We start from the raw sequence: 18,734 nt of genomic DNA, 5'->3' as shown, positions 1-18,734 counted from the left end.
TCCTTATACCAAATTAAAAAAATCCGTTCAAAAATTTTTTTCTTCTTCCGTTCAAAAAAGAAGTGTTATGGTTATTCAACGTAAGTTCTACGATATAAATCAATGATTTCTTTTGCAAGGTCTGTAAATGCGATCGATGTCATCAAGTGATCTTGACTATGCACAGTCAACAGCGTTACTTGCATATGATTTCCTTGTGCTTCTTGCGTGAGCATTTGAGTTTGTGAATGATGCGCTTCTACCAGAGAGGCTTCAGCATCGCGGATTTTTTGCTCCGCTAAATCAAAATCTCCTTTTTTCGCCGCAGAAATCGCTTCCATTGCATCGCTTTTTGCATTTCCACCATACATGATCAATCCCATGATGGCTTCTAGATTTTGTTGATCTTCCACTATTCTACCTCCAGCTTCACGATTGATTATTTCATTAATTTTTCAGCTTGTTCAAGTACTTTTGCACCGTTCATCATGCCATAATCTTGCATATTGATAACATCCAATGGAATTCCTTTTGGCGCTAATTTTTGTTCAAATTGTGCTTTCATAAAGCGAACTTGTGGACCTAATAATAGAACATCTACATTTTTTGATTCAAGGTTATTGTCAGCATCTGAAGCTGAAACCGCAAAGATATCTGCTTCCATTCCTTTTTCTTCTGCTGCTTTTTGCATTTTTGTTACTAATAAACTTGTACTCATTCCTGCAGAACATACTAACATGATTGTTTTTTTTTCCATTTTTTCCACTCCTTTAAATTTGGTTTTACACTATAACTATAATGCAAGAAGCATGCCAAACACTAAATAGGTAAAATAGCGTTTTCACAACACTAATCAAGCAAACACAGTGTACACACTAATCGTTAGTGTGTACACTGTGTAATTTCAATCATTTTTTTATTTTATTTTCTATAAACATTTGTGTGATAAAAGCAATTTCATGTTCTGGGATTTTCACACCATATTTTCGTTCGACCCCGATCAAATTCGTTCGAACAATATCCATTTCTAAGCGATACATTTTTGCAAAAATGGGGAAATCATCAAATGTACGCAATTTTTCATGTTTGATTAGACCATCAATCAAAAAAGCAACATGGATCACGATACCCGTATCCACACCTGGTTCAACGATGATCGATAAGTCTGTTTGGATTTGTTGGACCGCTTTTTGCAAAGCTTGAATCAAACGCTCAACAGATGATATCGCATTCAATGAGTCTTTTAATGAATCAACAATTTTCGCTGTCGGAACTTCGTCATCTGCGATGCGTTTCAATGTATTGAGTTTTTCATCATCGAATACGTCATAGGCAGAGAAGAATGGGATATTTTGATAATCTACCTCAACAGTTCCGGCAATCGCCTTGATCTCATATTCTTCCAATAACGCATCAATGTGGCGTTTAAATGATTCACGTTCCAAAAACTGCATTTGGATCACTTCAACTTTATCCTGATTGATAACGGGCACAATTCGTTGATACAGTTTTGCTGCCACCCCTTCTCCAGTAAAACAAGTCACGATCACTGCTTTTTTCCGTTCGTTCATTTCCTGCTTTTCGATTTTAAATTGATCTTTGACAATCGATTCAAAAGACATTTGGATACTTTGGTAGATATCTTCTAAGCTTCTACCAACATTTGCCATCCGGATTGCTTCGATGACGATCATGGTACTGGTCATCGTAATTGCTTTTGTACGTATCCCCGTCTCTTCATAGATCAAATCGCTGAATGTATTCAGTGAACCCATATCAGTCAGTAAAATCAACCCATTTGTTAAATTGCTTTGACGATTCTTTACATATTTCAATACTTCTTCGTACATGGATTGAACTTCCATCTCTAATGGCATATTGAACGCTTGACCGATCGTTGTTCCGAGTAAAGCTTGCGCCATCTCCAACATACTTGAAGCGGTTTGTCGCCCGTGCATCAAGACTAACACGTCGACTTTATTTTCTTTGACTGGTTCACTTTCTCCGAGGTTGATCGATAAAAACATACTGATAAAGCCAATTTCATCAAATGGTATCTCTACTTGTTGATCTTCTTCAATGATCGTAGACAAATCGATTGCAACTTGAAATTCTTTTTTGAACTTCTTTCGTATATTATTCAAGTCTGGATGAACGATCATATGTCCATCTTTCACACGATCCAATGTACTTTGCAAATGTAAGGCAAAGGCAAAGCGTGCTTTTTGGTTATAGATTCGGTCTAGTCGTTTCTCAGCAACATCGTATAGCTCATTTGTCAAACGCCAGATGTCTTCTGGAAGTAAATCTTTAGGGATCGTACTTTTCGTCAATTCTTTTACATACGTTTGAAAATAGGCATCGACATCTTTCGAGATCAACGCCTCAAGATCAATATTTTCGCCACCCGTTTCAGAAAGTGACATCACCTTTTCTTCAATATCATTGTACACTTGCATGTTTCTTTCTGGGTCCCGAGACCAAACCACATCAGCGAATCCTGGCTCAAATGTCAAATATTGACTCTTACTATCCATGAAGCGATCTAATCGTTCAGGGACTTCTTTGATTCGTAATAATCCTTTTTGGACTTGCAGGGATAACTCTTCTTTTCGAATGACTAATTTTTCTTCTTGGTGCATACGATAATGAAGGAATGACTTAGCACAGACTAATTTCAGGTCACGTTTCACTTGCCCGATATTTCCCTCTGCGTCGTATAACATAAAAGCTAAAATCGCTTCTTTTTCAATATCGATCCGCTGATTCAAGCGATTCGCTTCTTGCTTGATAAACAAGGAAATGATTTCATACCGCTCATCTAATGAACGAGAGGCCAGATTTGGCAAAGTGATTGCCATCGGTATCCTGCGGTTAAATGTCGTCAAAAAACTTTCAGATGATTCTGTCGTTGCTCCGATGATCTGAACAGACGCCTCATGGACTTGTGCGCTCTCCCCTAATGGGCGATAAACGCCTTTGTCGATAAACGTGAAGAGCATCTCTTGCCCTTCTGGAGGTAAGCGATGGATCTCATCTAAAAATAAGATCCCCCCATCTGCTTTAGCCATCAAACCTTGGCTATCTTGTGTTGCACCTGTATAAGCACCTTTTTTTATTCCGAAGATATGTCCAAACAACAACTGTGGGTTTTGCGCATAATCTGCACAATTAAATGAAATAAATGGGGCATCTGGAGAAAGCATTTCCGAATCGATTGCAAAATGGTACATACATTCAGCAAACATCGATTTCCCTGTTCCTGTCTCCCCAAAAATAATCGTATGCAATCCTCTTGGCGGATATAAAATCGCTGCTTTAGCCTGTTGGATACTTACTTTTAATGATTCATTCTCCCCTACTAGGGTTTCAAAAGTGACTTGTGTAGAAGCGTCCACATGAACTTTATCTGAAGCTATTTTTTTGGGAGGCATAGAATAAACTACAGGTCTGCCAGTGCTTTTCACGATGTAATGCGCTTTATATAAATCACTTAGATAACGACTTGCATTACTACGATCAATCTCTAATTGCTTCGCAACATCCGTTGCTGTCAATCCTTTATGATTTTCCGTAAGTAAATCCAAGATTTCTTCCTGTCTTTCGTTCATGATAACTCTCCTTTAACCAAACGACCTGTTTCCATTTTCAATATAATAACACAAAAAGGCGCTTATTTGCGCCTTGCTCCTTTATTTTTATCTTTTTTATGCTTGTTTTTGTGTTTTGTTTTAGGAGAAGAAGCAACTTTTTTTGTAACTGTTTCACTTGCTTCTTTTTTTCCTAATTCTTTCTTTTTTGGGAGCATTTTTGTTGGGGCTTTTTCAGGGGCTTCTGTCTGTAAGCCTCCCCCATAAATAAATAATTCAGTGAGTTCTGTTTCTGTTTGTCGAGCCATTTTTTTTAAGTCTCTTAGTGTATGTTCATTCACAAAGGTGATGACTTGTCCTTCTTGCCCCATTCGACCAGTTCTACCTGCACGATGCAAATATGTTTCTTCTGTCATTGGAACGTCGACATTGACAACATAAGGCAGTTCCGCGATATCTAGCCCACGAGCAGCTACATCCGTTGATAACAACATGCTGATTTTGCCTTCTTTGAATTGATTCAATGCCGCTTTTCGTAACAGCTTGTTTTGGTCAGATGCTAAACTCGCCACGCGGATTCCTCGATAACTCATTTTTTCTTCCATCATGCCTAACTCACTCAACTGGTTGAAAAAAACAAGACCTTGGAAACCTTCCACATGGGCTAATCGTCTTAGATAGTCCTCTGTTTTTCGAGCAGGAACACGGATAAAATAGTGACTAAGTCCTTTCCTTGAATCATCCATTTTAGTAACGTCGACCACTTTCAGCGATTGTTTTGTCAATGATTCGATTTGCTGGATGGAACGATCGGCTGTTGCTGAAAAGAAAGCTAATTGGTAGTCGGTTGGCGCTTGATGAATGATTTGATCAATAAATGGTCGATTTCCTTCATCAAAAAGTTGATCTGCCTCGTCAAATACGATTGTTTGGATTTGATGAGCCTTTATTTTTTTTTGTTTCATCAACTCCAATACACGACCTGGTGTGCCTACCAATACTTCCGGTTTCTTTTTTAGTCCTTCGATTTGGCGTTTGACATTTGCACCGCCCACAACAGATTGGACAGAGATTGCTAAATCTTTTGCCCATTCACGGGTGACCTCAGCAACTTGGATCGCCAATTCTTGCGAAGAAGCAAGGATCAATAGGGTACTTGCCTCTCCTTTTTTCACATTCAATAGTAAAGGCCATAGATAAGCTAAGGTCTTACCTGAACCGGTTGGAGAAACAGCAATCAAGCTTTTACCTTCTTTTAAGTCAGTGAATACTTCTTGTTGGATAAACGATGGGACAGTGAACCCTTTTTCTTCCCATTTATTTTGCCAATTAGTTGGAAAATGTTTTACAAAATCAGTCATTACTCAGTTCCCTCTTTATCTGCATCGAATTCGATCCCACCACTGATTCGCAAATCATAAACGACTTGATTCACGTTTCGTGCAAGTTCGACCCATTCTTCATACTGTAATCCCCATTGTGGATCTTTAGGGTTCATGATCACATTCGCAAAATCTTCTGCCTCTTCACTCATTGGATTTTCAGAAGCTACGATCTCTAATTTTTCAATTTGTTCGTGGTTACGGTCATGGTACTCTGCTTGCTCAATTGCATTGACGCCATTCATGATCACTGTTCCACTATCAAAATAAATCTCGGAAGGTAGATATGAATCACCAATTTTGCCCGGTTGGATTGCTACATCAAAAGTAGCATAGCGCAAGATCCCCCAACCTAATCCATCAACACCTGTAGCTATTTTTCTAGGGAAATAATGGACTTCTTGCGGCTTGCCAAACCAACCTACAGCTGCGTAGACAAGGTAAACGCCGAGATCCATCATTGCTCCACCTGAAAAACGCGGAGAGAAAATATTCGGTTCTTCCCCATCTAATACTTGATCATAACGAGAAGAATATTTCATATAGCTGAAATTTGCGCCAATGATCTCATCTTTCAAAGGTAAAAATTCTGCAATTTTTTTAAACCCAGCTTCATGGATATTTCGCGCGGCTTCAAAGAAAAAGACTTTCTCTTGGTTTGCCAAATGAATGATCTCTTCCATTTCTTTTGGTGTACTAAATGCCGGTTTTTCTACAATCACATTTTTCCCTGCCAAAATTGCTTGCTTCGCATGCTGAAAATGCAAACTATTTGGCGAAGCAATATAGACCGTATCCATGTGTTCTAACTCAAAAAAAACAGTTAAATCTGTTGCGAATGCGATATCGCCTTCATATTCTGCGCCAAATTGTTGCGCTTTTTCTAAATGTCTTGAATAAACAGCTGTTAATTCATACTTACGTGTCGCTAATGCTGCTTGAACAAATTGATGGGTAATCCAATTTGTGCCGATTATACCTAAATGGATCATCTTTACGCCTTCTTTCTATAAATTAGGATCTTCAAAAACTGTATTTAGGTCAAATGGGATTGCTTGTTTCAATACCACTTGTTTTTCTGTTACTTGACAATTATATACGATTACTTGAACACCTGCTTGTTGAGCAAAACGAAAAGCAGTGGCTAATTCTGGTTGCATCTGTTCATGGATCGTTGCTTGATGCAAGTGTTCAAATTGTGCAATAAAAAGAATATAGGTCTCATAGCCTTCTTGATGCGCGCGGATCAATTCATTGACGTGTTTAAGTCCACGAATGGTCGGTGCATCGGGAAAAGCACCTATTGCTTTGTTTTCCAGGGTCATCCCTTTGACTTCTACAAATGCTTTTTGACCGCAACTTGTTTCTAAATAAATATCGAATTTAGACTTTCCAAAGGTCACTTCACGTTTGTAGAACTCAATATCACCATTTAAATTTGGTAAGTGGATCGTCCCATCTAAAATTCCATCAATCGCTAATCGGTTTGGTAACTGACTATCGATATTGAACCACTGCTGCTCTTTTTTTACAGCAATTAGATCATAGGCAGTTTTACGTTTTGTTCCAGGAATGTGTACTAACGCCACCTCTGCACCAGGAAGCAACAACTCTTTGCCTCTACCTGTATTCTTAACATGAGTTTTGACTACTTCTCCTTTTTTGTTCAAACAAAAAGCAATAAAGCGATTTGGTCGTTCAATGAAGTAAGCAATTTCAACATCTTGGTAGTCCAATAGTCATCACCTGTCTCCCTACTACTGTATCCTACCATATTTTTACTAAAAACACTTGAAAAACCAGTCGAAAGTCTTAGAGAAATCATGCACTTTCTTTAGTAAACTATAAGAAAAGGAACAATAAGCAAAATATGCTTTTATCATAAATGAAGACAAAGGAGTGGAAAAAAATGAAAAAAAGAATCATCTATATCCTACTTGCCGGTATCGCAACACTTGCTGGAAAAAAAGTACTCGATCATAAAAAGAAAGAAGCACAGGTCGATCATTTGAATAAATACTGTGGAACTTGGTCATTTACGGATACCAGCCAAACACACCATGAACTGACCATCCATTCTGATTATTCTTTTTGGCTTGATGACCGTTCTTTAGGAACACTATTAGTCGAAGTTACCTCCGAAAAATTGATAGTTAGAGATCAGTATGGCTTTTACCTAACGTTTTCTTACAACGACATGTTATTGTACGATGAAGCAAATGATTCCGCTTATTTATTATCAAAAAAATCATGATTATCCTAGCTTAGTAGATGATACACTGCCAATCACTTCATTAACGTACTTCTTTTTTATAAAAACGAGACAAAGGGTTTAGAAAATTGCTGTTTTCTAAACCCTTTGTCTCGTTTTACAAGTTTCATCCATGCAATTTCCTCTAGGTCACAACGATCGAACAAATTATGCTAGGATAAGAGCAAAGTACTTTTCAATTAGCGGCTATTTGATCACTACACATCTCAAATAACTACTTAGAAAGATGGACAAACGATGGAATACGAAAAATAAAAAAACCGACATTTCCGTCCTATTTTTTTCTCATAAAATAGTCAATTTGTGTTTTTTTTGTTACACTTACAAGTGATGGTTTCTTACCATGAAAGGATGATCGCATATGACACCAAACCGAGAAGATTATTTAAAAATCATTCTGGAATTAGGCGGTGACACAACAAAAGTCAATAATAAACAAATCGTTTCTAGCCTAGCAGTGTCACCTGCTTCAGTAAGCGAAATGATTTCTAAACTCGTTAAAGAAAAACTAGTCGAACACTCTCCTTACCAAGGTGTACAATTGACTGATAGCGGACTGATAAAAGCAAGTAGCCTGATACGTAAACATCGATTATGGGAAGTTTTTTTAGTCGAACATTTAGATTACAACTGGAATGAGGTTCATGACGATGCTGAGGTCCTTGAGCATGTGACTTCTGAACAGCTTGCGGATCATTTAGAAAGTTATTTAAATCATCCTAAACATTGCCCACATGGAGGCATTATCCCTAAAAAGGAACAGGTTGTCCATGAAGAGCGTCGTCAAACACTGGAATCCTACCCAGTCGGTACCAAAATTCGGATTGCTCGTGTCCTTGATGAAAAGGAATTATTAGACTATTTAGTCACAATCGATGTCAATATTGATGAAACTTATGAAATCACTGATGTAGCGGCCTATGAAGGACCAATCACCATCCAAAATAAAACTAAAAAAATTCCTGTCAGCTTTAAAGCCGCCAGCACAATTTTTGTTGATAAACTGTAAAGGAGATTACCCAAATAATGAATGAAAAAAACGTATTATTTACTATATTTGGCGGTACAGGAGATTTAGCACAACGTAAATTGTATCCTTCCCTTTTTCGTTTATACAAAAAGGGCAACTTGAGCGAACATTTTGCTGTGATCGGTACAGCACGTCGTCCTTGGAGTGATGAACACTATCGTGAAGTGGTTAAAGGAACAATCGAAACATTAAATCCTTCTGCCGAAGAAGCCGAACGATTTGCTAGCCATTTTTATTACCAATCTCATGATGTCAATGATTCTTCTCATTACCAAACATTAAAAGAATTATCTGATCGTTTAGATGAAAAATACCACTTGAATGGTAATCGAATGTACTATTTAGCCATGGCTCCACAATTTTTCGGTACGATCGTTTCACATTTGAAATCTCAGAAAATCATCACTGAAACTGGCTTCAATCGATTGATTATCGAAAAACCTTTTGGTTCTGATTTCCATTCAGCCTTTGAATTGAATGAAAAAATTCGACAAGTCTTTCCAGAAGACGATATTTTCCGTATTGACCATTATTTAGGTAAAGAAATGATCCAAAATATCTCTGCGATTCGCTTTGCCAATAATATTTTTGAGTCTCAATGGAACAATCGTTACATTGACAACATCCAAATCACTTTTGGTGAGAGTTTAGGTGTTGAAGATCGTGGCGGCTACTATGACCACAGTGGTGCGTTAAAAGATATGGTCCAAAATCATATCCTTCAAGTATTAGCATTACTTGCGATGGAACCACCCGTTGCCTTTTCCGAAAAAGAAATCCGATCAGAAAAAATCAAAGCGTTAAAAGCGATTCGTATTTATGAAAAAAAAGAAGTCTTAGAAAATTTTGTACGTGGGCAATATGCTGCAGGTCAACTAGATGATCAGACATTCAAAGGCTATCGTGAAGAAGACAACGTTGATCCAGAATCAACAACTGAAACATTTGTTGCTGGAAAATTCACGATCGATAATTTCCGTTGGTCTGGCGTACCGTTTTATGTACGTACTGGAAAACGTCTTACTGAAAAAGGTACACGAATCAATATTGTCTTTAAACAAGTACCTGTCAATGTATTTAAAACATCGATCGACGAACCTTGTAGTGATCCAACGTTACCACCAAATGTTTTGACTATCTATATTCAACCAACAGAAGGTTTTTCATTTACATTAAATGGAAAAAAAGTTGGTCAAGGCTTCGCCACCGATCCAATCAAACTGGAATATCGCAATAGTGCTGAAATGGTCGAAAATAGTCCTGAAGCGTATGAAAAGCTTATGTTAGATGCGTTGAACGGTGATAGCACCAACTTCTCTCATTGGGAAGAAGTCGCACAATCTTGGCATATCGTTGACGTGATCCGCCAAGTTTGGGATCAAGTACAACCAGATTTCCCGAATTATAAAGCTGGTTCTATGGGTCCTGAAGCAGCATTCGAGCTTTTAGAAAAAGACGGGTTCGAATGGATCTGGCAACCAGATCATTGGTACCGTGAACGTGGTAAATTGGATTAGTGACCAATCATTTGCTATTCGCTTAAAAATACTCTTTGATGTAATAAAAACAACCAAACACAAGATGTGTTTGGTTGTTTTTTACTAACTTCTATTCAAAACCTTCTGCGACTGCTTCTGGATAGAATTCTTCAACAAGCTGTGCGCAACGTCCGCATAAGTGTGGTAATTTTTCATCAGTTCCAACATCTTTACGGATTTGACGGCAACGATCACATGTTTCACCTTCTGCTTTTTCGACTAAAATCGCTACATCATCAAAGACTAAAGCATTTTCAGGCGCTTCAATGTTTTCTGGCATAACCGTAAAGTAGTCTGGTGAGACGATCAATAATTGAGGAATGTCAGCAGCAACTGCTGTCAATAATTGATTCACCTGTTGATTTGGATAGATCGTTAATTTTGCTTCTAATGATTTTCCGATCAATTTACTATTTCTTGCTTCTTCTAGTGCTTTTAAGACTTTATCACGGAAATCCATGAAGGCCGCCCATGTATCTAATAACTCATCTTGGTTAGGATATTCAACATATCCTGGTAACTCACTTAATTGAACATAAGCTTCCTCTTCTTTTAAGAAGGACCAGATTTCCTCTGTTGTGTGAGGAATGATCGGTGTCAGTAATTTTGTTAATGAAACAGCTGTTTCATAAAAAACAGTTTGCATACAACGACGTTGATGATCATTTTCTGCTTCAATATAAACAACATCTTTTGCAAAATCAAGATAGAAAGAAGAAAGATCAACTGTTAAGAAATTCATCACTGTGCGATAGATTTGCATAAAGTTATACTTATCATATCCTTCTTCACGGATTTCTTTGATGACTTGATTTAAACGAACTGTCATATATTTATCAACTGAACGACGATCTTCATACGCTACTGCATCTTTCTTAGGGTCAAAATCATCCGTATTTGCTAATAGGAAACGCATCGTATTTCGGATTTTTCGATAAACTTCAGCAACTTGACCTAAAATATCCATAGACACACGAACATCTGCTTCGTAGTCCACACTAGATACCCATAGACGTAGAATATCCGCACCAAATTGTTTGATCACTTTATCTGGAACGATCGTATTGCCTAATGATTTACTCATTTTTCGACCTTCTCCATCTAACGTGAACCCTTGTGATAGAACTGCTTTGTATGGCGCAACACCATTGATCGCGACACTTGTTGTGATACTTGAGTTGAACCAACCACGGTATTGATCGGAGCCTTCAAGGTACATATCTGCTGGGAAAGATAACTCAGGGCGTTGACGTAAAACTGCTTCATGAGAAGAACCTGAATCAAACCATACGTCCATGATATCTGTTTCTTTAGTAAATTCGCCATTTGGTGATCCTGGATGCGTAAAGCCTTCAGGTAGTAAGTCCTTCGCTTCTTTTTCAAACCAAATGATTGAGCCATGGGCCGCAAATAATTCAGCGACATGTTCAATCGTCTCAGGTGTAATGATTGCTTCACCATTTTCAGCATAAAAGATTGGTAGTGGGACGCCCCAAGCACGTTGGCGTGAGATGACCCAATCGCCGCGATCACGTACCATATTGTAAAGACGTGTTTTTCCCCATGGAATGATCCAATCAACTTTTTCCACTTCATCAAGAATGTTTTGGCGGAAATCATTGATTGAAGCAAACCATTGTGGTGTTGCACGATAAATGACAGGTTTTTTAGTACGCCAGTCATGTGGGTAACTATGGGTGAAGAAATCCAATTTCAACAAGGCACCTTTTTCTTTTAATAGATCCGTGATCATTGGATTTGCTTTGTCATAAAAGATTCCTTCGAATCCAGGAGCTTCATCAGTAAATACACCTTTAGAATCAACGGGAGAAACAACAGGTAATTTGTAACGATTTCCTGCAATATAGTCATCTTCCCCGTGTCCAGGTGCAGTGTGAACTAATCCAGTACCGGCATCCAGCGTCACATGATCTCCTAATATCACTAAAGATTCACGATCATAGAATGGATGTGTCGCTGTCATGTATTCCATCTCTTGTCCTGCAAATTCTTTTAAGACTTGGACTGCTTCCCAGCCAATTGCTTGTTGTACCGTTTCCATCAAATCTTTGGCAACGACAAATTTGCGACCATCAGCTTCTACTAAGACATACGTAAATGTTGGATTTACAGCAATCCCTTGGTTAGCTGGCAATGTCCATGGTGTAGTTGTCCAAATAACGAAAGCAGTATCTTCTTCCAAAAGACCTTTGCCATCTTTCACAGTGAAGGCGACGTAGATTGAAGGAGATTTGACATCTTTATATTCAATTTCAGCTTCAGCTAATGAGGATTCACTAGATGGTGACCAGTAAATTGGTTTTAATCCTTTATAGATATATCCTTTTTCAGCCATTTTACCAAACACACGGATCTGTGCAGCTTCATAGGAAGGATCTAAAGTGACATAAGGATTTTCCCAATCACCAGCAACACCTAGACGTTTAAAGTCTTCTCGCTGTTTGTCTACTTGTGAAAGGGCGTATTCACGACACTTTTCCAAATATTCAGCCATCGTCATTTCTTTTCTTTTGATCCCTTTGTTCGTCAACACTTGCTCAATCGGCAAGCCATGCGTATCCCAACCGGGAACGTACGGCGCACGAAAACCAGACATTGATTTTGAACGGATGATGATATCTTTACTAATTTTATTTAAAGAATGCCCTAAATGGATATTTCCGTTTGCATACGGAGGCCCATCATGAAGTATGAAGCTTGGTTTGCCTTCATTCAACGCTTGTCTTTGTTGATAGATTTGATTTTCTTCCCATTCTTTTTGCCATTCACCTTCACGGTTTGGCAAATTCCCACGCATAGGAAAACTTGTTTTTCCTAGTTGTAAGGTTTCTTTCATTTTCATACAAACACTCCTTAACTATAGTTTACAGAACGCAAAAAAGCATGCTCATCCTAGGGACGAACATGCCGTGGTACCACCCAAATTTAGTTACGATCGTAACTCTCAAAGACCGATAACGAGGTCAACCGCTATTTCTTACTAGTGTTCAGAAATAAATCAAGTAGAGGATCTTTCACTTTGCAGGGTCTTACCAATCTTACACTGTCATTGGCTCGCTTTAAGAATGTCAAAATGCTTTTCTGTTCTACTCTTCTTCGTATTCTCCAGGAATGATCGAAAGATCGATTGCTTGCGTATCAAAAGCAGTCACTGGAGACTCGTATACTCCTGTTTCAGAGTGTACATCACTTTCATTTTCATTGTCAAGCTGTTTTGCCAAAACTTCTTTGATTACTTCATGGCTATCTGTTACATAACTAGAAAATGGTTGTAGGATCTCATCCCATTCTGGACTTTTTACTTGTTCAAGTTGAGATTCCAACATCAAGCTGATTCGTTGATGGAATACACGAGTTTTCTTCTTCAAGTCCTCTGTTTCTGTCGCTAATTGTCTTGCTTTTTCAGTCGCATCTGTCAAGATACGACGTGCTTTTTCTTCAGCATCTGTAGTTAATTGGTGCGCACGTTTTTCAGCATTTGCGACCATTTCGTCCGCTTTGTTTTGTGCAGAAGTAACAATCACTTCTGATTCTTTGCTTGCACTTGTTTTTACTTTGTCAGCTGTATCTTGTGCCACAATGATCGATTGATTCAACGCATCTTTCAATTCATTGAAGTACTCAAGTTTTTCTTCCGAATGCTTTACTGCTTTTTCTAATTCACGATTTCTTTGTGTTACTTCTTCGTAATCACGAACGACTAAATCTAAGAAATCATCTACTTCGTCTTGATTGTATCCCCGCATTTTTGTTGGGAATGTTTTATTTTGAATATCTAATGGAGTTAAAGCCATGAGTAAACCACCTTCTTGTTTTATTTACGTAATACACCAAACAACACCCTGCACTTGTCTTTTTTCGTTTTCCCCTCAAGGTCTTGGATCTGTATTCTACCATACCCTCTGATCGAAACAATGTCCAATAACTCAAGTAGAAAGTCTGGTTTTGTATTTTCTGTCCAATTGACTTTTACTTTACCTGCTTCGATCAGTTGCTTCGAACGTTGTCTGGATATATTATAGATTTCCGATATCACAGTGTCCAGTCTAAGTGAAGTGACCGTTCCTCTTTCTTGCATCCAGCTATCTTTTGGCAAGACCATATCTGTATACTTGATTTCCTCTAAGCGTACAGCTACTTTTCCGATCTTAGTCACTTGATTAACGACAAAGTGGTCGACTTCATTTGCAATGAAAACTTGCCATCGTTCATCATCTGAAATAATATCACCAAAATATGAACGTTTTATCCCTGTACCAACTAATGTACCTAGGATCTTCCCATGGCTTAAACTGGCAAATTTACTGGGATAATGGACTTCATATAATGACATTTCAAAATCTTCATCAACAGGCTCATAATAGTCTGGGAAAATCAAGCATCTTTTCCGTTCCGCTTGCTCATACCCACCATATAACTGAAAACGCAAGTCACTATTTTGACGTATCAGGGTCTCTAAGATGTAGCACTGTCTCGGATCAAGAAATTCTGTCAGATATGGTGCATACTGACTCTGGACCTGTTCAATCCAATCTCCGACAGAGTCGATAAAAGAACGTTCATCTACTCGGAAATGTTGATATACATTCGCATCCACTTGATCCCCTCCTATCTCCCTGTTTATTCTACGCTAAATAGCGAACGTAATCATCCATAAAACGATATGCTGCAATCCTTGTACGGCAAGATTCAAAATCAAAATCGATGCTAAGATCGTAAAATCAATTGGTCCAAATCTTAACGGCAAACGATCAAATAGGCTGATATATGGTTCACAAATCTTTGCTAATATACGTCCAAGACTAGATTGGTACCCTCCAGGAAACCAAGATAGTAACGCATAAACTACTAGAATCATGCTGTAAAAGTATGCAGCACGTGAAATTAAATTAAGTAACATAAAAAGAATATAAATGTTTACTCCTCCTCTTTACAGATCAAACATACTGCCATCTGCGAAAGATTGAGCCGTTGAACTATCGATTTCCAGACCAGCAGGTGTGCAAAGGAAAATCTCATCACCTACTCGTTTGATATCGCCGTCTAACGCATAGACTGTCCCTGTTAGGAAATCCACGATACGTCGAGCCTGCTTTTCTTCTACTAATCGAAAATTGACTAATGTTGCTTCTCCCGCAATGATCCTTTTAGCAATCGTCATCGCTTCAGAGTAGGCACGAGGTTCCATCACTGTGATTTTTCCTGCTACCTGTGTGTTAGGTTGAACAGATGGTCTCGTTTGTCGTTGGTCTTTTTGCGTATTTTTTGTAGAAGTTTGATGTAATTCAATGACTTTTTTTGTTTCGTTCATCGGCGCATTCTCAAGACCAACCGGACGAGATGTCGTCGCTGGACGTTGTTTTTTTTCAATCGGCTGTGAAACAGCTGGAGAATGTTGTTGATACTGTGTGTTTGATTTAGTTGGTTGCTTGGCAACCTGTTGTTGTTCAGGATAATCTTCGTATTCGTACTCTTCTTCATCCGCTAATCCGAAAAAATTAGCAATTGCTCCCCTGTTTAAAAGTGACATTATTCTTCCTCCTCGTCTTTGAATAGCGCTGTTCCTACACGGATAAATGTAGCTCCTTCTTCAATTGCAAGTTGAAAATCTTGGCTCATCCCCATGCTCAGTTCGGTACATGGTGCATGTGTGTATTGTTTTGATTGGGCAAGATCACGCAATTCTCTCAGCGTTTCAAATACTTTATGAATTTGTTCAGCAGAAGCGTCCTTCGGTGCCATAGTCATAAGTCCCACTACCTGTATATTTGGATAGGCTGCTAAAGATTCTAAGAAAGGTAGAAGCTCCGCTGGTGAGATACCGTGTTTCGATACTTCACCAGACACATTGACTTCCACAAAACAAGCTAGCTGTTTTTCTAATCTTTTTTGGATTTCTTCTGCTAATTTCAAACTGTCTAACGCATGAAAGTAATCAATTTCATTTACAATCAATTTTACCTTTCTGCGTTGTAAATTACCAATTAAATGCCACTTCACTTCAGAATATTTAAGCAAATCTTGTTTTTTTTGCAACAATTTATCGACACGATTTTCTGCACAATGTGTGACTCCAGCATTGATTAATTCTTCAGCTTGGAGTGACTCTACAGATTTTGTAACAGCTACTAATGTCACTTCTTTCGGGTCACGATGAACAAGAGCACACGAATCCTGAATGTCTTGCTTGATATTCTGCAAGTTGTCAGCAATCATGTGCTCTTCCTCCTTTTATTTTTTACGACGGAAAAACGGCGGTGTATTCAATTCGTCGTCACCTTTTGTTTTTGTTTCTTCACGATTGAATGTATCAAATTCTTTTTTCTCAATAGTTTCGTAATTAGACTCATCCACTTTTGGACGAACATTTTGTTCGCGGCGGATGTCCCAATCACCAAAACTGCTTTCATCCTCAGCAGTAATTGGTTTTGCTTGGTCCATGTCTAATCGATTGCTTTGAGCAGAAGATTGCGTTTGAGTTGACGTTTGTCTAGCTGGACGACTAGACTTCCGTTCCTTTTTTGTTTCATCAATACCTGTAGCAATGACCGTTACACGGATTTCATCGCCCATTTCTTCATTGATCGATGTCCCTAAGATGATATTTACATCGCCAGTTGCTGCATTTGCTACGATATCTGAAGCATCTTGTGCTTCGAATAACGTCATATCCAAGCCACCAGTGATGTTCAATAGGACTTGTTCTGCCCCATCGATCGATGTTTCTAATAATGGAGAAGAGATTGCTTTTTTCGTTGCTTCGATCACGCGTTCTTCACCGCTTGCTACTCCGATACCCATCAAAGCAGTACCTTGGTTTGCCATCACTGTTTTCACATCAGCAAAATCCAAGTTTACGTAACCTGGTGCAGTGATTAGATCAGAGATACCTTGCACACCTTGGCGTAAGACATTATCTGCCTCGCGGAATGCTTCAAGCATTGGTGTCTTTTTATCAACGACTTCAAGAAGTCGGTTGTTTGAGATGATCAATAATGTATCTACGTTTTCTTTCAAACGTGCGATACCTTCCGCAGCAAAACGGCCACGTTTTGGTCCTTCAAATGTAAATGGACGAGTGACAACACCTACTGTCAATGCACCCAATTCTCTAGCAATTCCAGCAACGATCGGTGCAGCACCAGTACCAGTTCCACCACCCATACCAGCAGTGATGAAGATCATGTCTGCGCCTTCTAATGCTTCACGTAGAGATTGTTCACTCTCTTCAGCTGCTTTTTGGCCAACTTCTGGTTGTGAACCTGCACCTAAACCACGTGTGTATTTAGGTCCTAATTGGATCACTGTTTCAGCTTTTGAATTTTTTAATGCTTGGACGTCTGTGTTGGCAGTGATAAATTCAACACCTTTAACGTTTTCTTCAATCATACGGTTTACAGCGTTTCCGCCTCCGCCACCGACGCCGATTACTTTGATGACTGCGCCGTCATTGATGTTATTATCAATTGAGAATTCCATGTTTTTTCCTCCCACGATGATTAATCAAATATATTGGTAAAAAATCCTTTGATTTTACTTGTTACGTTTTCGCCAGAATTTTTTTCTTCTGGTTCTTCGTTATACGTTGTTTCTTCTGCCACATCGTATTGTTCATAAGATGTGTGAGCTTCCGGCTCATTGGTTGTATAATGAACAGGTGCTGATTCCCCCATAACAGCGATTTTAGCTAATTGGTATACTTCACTTAAATTCGCAGAGTAATCAACGATACTGATCACGTTTGTAAATACTGGATTTCTTAGACCCATTTGATTTGGTACATAAAGCTTCACATTAACGCCAAATATTTCCTGTGCCAAATCAACGACACCTGGAAGGCTTGCTGCCCCACCAGTTAAGACGATACCGCCAGGCAGCTCTAACGCTTCGATTTGATCTAACGCTTCTTTTGCTTTATTGAAGATTTGTTCCATTCGAGCAGAGATTACTTCTGATAGGTAATGTTCATCGACTCGAACAGGTTCTGTTTGGCCGATCACATCTACCGGAAATTCTTCTTGCTCTGAGGTACGTTCTGGATATGCATCCCCGTAATTTATTTTTAATGCTTCTGCATTGTTGAAGGAAGTATTTAAAACAATGGAGATATCTTTTGTGACAAATTCGCCACCTTCTTGATCTAGGCTCGTGAATTTCAACTGTTTGTCATGCATGACAGCTGTTGTTGTTTGTCCGCCACCCATATCGATAACGATTGTACCAAAATCTTTTTCTCCATCCGAAAGAATTGATTCAGTCAACGCTAAAGGTGTGATCACTAATTCATTGACGATCAATCCCGCATTTTCAACACATTTACGAATGTTATGAATGATTGTTTTTGGTCCAGTAAATAATAGACCATACATTTCTAATCTGACACCGATCATCCCACGAGGATCTTTGATGCCTTCGAATCCATCTACCGTAAAGTCCTGTGGTAAAATTGACACGATTTGACGTTCAGGAGGTATTGAACGAACCAGTGCAGCTGAAGCCACATTGCGGACATCTTCATCGGTGATTTCTTTTGAATCTCCGTTTACTGCAATCATCCCTTGGCAGTTTTCTACTTCAAGCATGTTTGCTGGTAGACCCACGCTTACACTTTTGATTTGAATGCCGGCTTTTTCTTCTGCCTGACGCACTGCTCGCTGTATCGCTTGTACTGTTTTATCGATATCAACGATGATGCCTCGGTTAATCCCTTCTGATTTTGCGTTCCCTACTCCAATAATATTCATTTGGCTGTCGATATATTCAGCCACGACAACTTTGACAGATGTCGTTCCAATATCAAGGCCTACGTACATTCCTGTTTTTGCCATGAATGGGATTCCCTCCTACTTAACTATTCCATATACATGCGAACCAATAACGTCCGTTTTAAAAATATACTTAATAGATATATTCACTGTTTCC

At 38.7% G+C, this 18,734-nt stretch carries 17 protein-coding genes; 3 read left to right on the top strand and 14 right to left on the bottom strand.

The features are described from left to right. Window positions 1-71: 71 nt before the first annotated feature. The 6 genes from ACH0AK_RS08715 to sfsA form a co-directional block, all read right to left on the bottom strand. Window positions 72-392: a PTS lactose/cellobiose transporter subunit IIA gene (locus ACH0AK_RS08715; RefSeq protein ID WP_010735962.1), complete on the bottom strand. Its 321-nt coding sequence runs from the start codon at window positions 390-392 to the stop codon at window positions 72-74. Window positions 393-418: 26 nt separating this feature from the next. Further along, on the bottom strand, window positions 419-736 hold the full coding sequence (locus ACH0AK_RS08710; RefSeq protein ID WP_010735963.1) for a PTS sugar transporter subunit IIB: 318 nt from the start codon (window positions 734-736) through the stop codon (window positions 419-421). Window positions 737-887: 151 nt separating this feature from the next. Then, window positions 888-3,590 (bottom strand): sigma-54-dependent transcriptional regulator, encoded by a 2,703-nt coding sequence (locus ACH0AK_RS08705; RefSeq protein ID WP_404852099.1) that lies wholly within the window; start codon window positions 3,588-3,590, stop codon window positions 888-890. Window positions 3,591-3,652: 62 nt separating this feature from the next. Beyond that, window positions 3,653-4,930, bottom strand: a complete 1,278-nt coding sequence (locus tag ACH0AK_RS08700) for a DEAD/DEAH box helicase (protein WP_010735965.1) — start codon at window positions 4,928-4,930, stop codon at window positions 3,653-3,655. Beyond that, window positions 4,930-5,943: a Gfo/Idh/MocA family protein gene (locus ACH0AK_RS08695; protein WP_010735966.1), complete on the bottom strand. Its 1,014-nt coding sequence runs from the start codon at window positions 5,941-5,943 to the stop codon at window positions 4,930-4,932. The genes ACH0AK_RS08700 and ACH0AK_RS08695 overlap by 1 nt, the downstream gene beginning before the upstream one ends. Window positions 5,944-5,958: 15 nt before the next feature. Then, on the bottom strand, window positions 5,959-6,687 hold the full coding sequence (sfsA, locus tag ACH0AK_RS08690) for a DNA/RNA nuclease SfsA (RefSeq protein WP_019722912.1): 729 nt from the start codon (window positions 6,685-6,687) through the stop codon (window positions 5,959-5,961). 173 nt (window positions 6,688-6,860) lie between these two features. On the opposite strand from sfsA, the gene ACH0AK_RS08685 reads away from it, so the two are divergent. From ACH0AK_RS08685 to zwf, 3 genes are all read left to right on the top strand, one after another. Continuing rightward, entirely contained in the window at window positions 6,861-7,205 is a 345-nt protein-coding gene (locus tag ACH0AK_RS08685) for a DUF4828 domain-containing protein (RefSeq protein ID WP_010735968.1), read from the top strand. Window positions 7,206-7,584: 379 nt separating this feature from the next. After that, window positions 7,585-8,232 carry a transcriptional regulator EfaR gene (gene efaR / locus ACH0AK_RS08680; protein ID WP_010735969.1) on the top strand — a complete coding sequence of 216 codons (648 nt, stop codon included), beginning with the start codon at window positions 7,585-7,587 and terminating at the stop codon, window positions 8,230-8,232. A 14-nt stretch (window positions 8,233-8,246) separates the two neighbouring features. Then, window positions 8,247-9,770, top strand: coding sequence for a glucose-6-phosphate dehydrogenase (gene zwf, locus ACH0AK_RS08675; RefSeq protein WP_194179777.1), 1,524 nt, complete (start codon window positions 8,247-8,249; stop codon window positions 9,768-9,770). A gap of 91 nt (window positions 9,771-9,861) precedes the next feature. Here zwf and ileS read toward each other — a convergent pair whose 3' ends face one another. The 8 genes from ileS to ftsA form a co-directional block, all read right to left on the bottom strand. Then, a complete protein-coding gene (ileS, locus tag ACH0AK_RS08670; protein WP_096081432.1) occupies window positions 9,862-12,654 on the bottom strand; it encodes an isoleucine--tRNA ligase in 2,793 nt (930 codons plus the stop codon). Window positions 12,655-12,898: 244 nt separating this feature from the next. Then, the gene (locus ACH0AK_RS08665; RefSeq protein ID WP_010735972.1) at window positions 12,899-13,606 is read right to left on the bottom strand and encodes a DivIVA domain-containing protein; all 708 of its coding nucleotides are present in this window, start codon (window positions 13,604-13,606) and stop codon (window positions 12,899-12,901) included. Between the two features lie 20 nt (window positions 13,607-13,626). Then, on the bottom strand, window positions 13,627-14,409 hold the full coding sequence (locus ACH0AK_RS08660) for a YlmH family RNA-binding protein (RefSeq protein WP_034689841.1): 783 nt from the start codon (window positions 14,407-14,409) through the stop codon (window positions 13,627-13,629). Window positions 14,410-14,442: 33 nt separating this feature from the next. Beyond that, a complete protein-coding gene (locus ACH0AK_RS08655; protein ID WP_010735974.1) occupies window positions 14,443-14,712 on the bottom strand; it encodes a YggT family protein in 270 nt (89 codons plus the stop codon). A 30-nt stretch (window positions 14,713-14,742) separates the two neighbouring features. Continuing rightward, on the bottom strand, window positions 14,743-15,342 hold the full coding sequence (locus tag ACH0AK_RS08650) for a cell division protein SepF (RefSeq protein WP_023519355.1): 600 nt from the start codon (window positions 15,340-15,342) through the stop codon (window positions 14,743-14,745). Further along, on the bottom strand, window positions 15,342-16,028 hold the full coding sequence (locus tag ACH0AK_RS08645) for a YggS family pyridoxal phosphate-dependent enzyme (protein WP_010735976.1): 687 nt from the start codon (window positions 16,026-16,028) through the stop codon (window positions 15,342-15,344). Before ACH0AK_RS08645 ends, ACH0AK_RS08650 begins: the two co-directional genes overlap by 1 nt. A 15-nt stretch (window positions 16,029-16,043) precedes the next feature. Continuing rightward, the gene (gene ftsZ / locus ACH0AK_RS08640; protein ID WP_010735977.1) at window positions 16,044-17,291 is read right to left on the bottom strand and encodes a cell division protein FtsZ; all 1,248 of its coding nucleotides are present in this window, start codon (window positions 17,289-17,291) and stop codon (window positions 16,044-16,046) included. A gap of 20 nt (window positions 17,292-17,311) precedes the next feature. After that, window positions 17,312-18,640 carry a cell division protein FtsA gene (gene ftsA / locus ACH0AK_RS08635; protein ID WP_019723318.1) on the bottom strand — a complete coding sequence of 443 codons (1,329 nt, stop codon included), beginning with the start codon at window positions 18,638-18,640 and terminating at the stop codon, window positions 17,312-17,314. Window positions 18,641-18,734 lie beyond the last annotated feature (94 nt).

The organism is Enterococcus pernyi (genome assembly GCF_045371165.1).
GTDB classification, from domain to species: Bacteria; Bacillota; Bacilli; order Lactobacillales; family Enterococcaceae; genus Enterococcus_B; species Enterococcus_B pernyi.
Note: the sequence above shows the minus strand (reverse complement) of the source record. Positions and strands in the feature narration are given on the sequence as shown.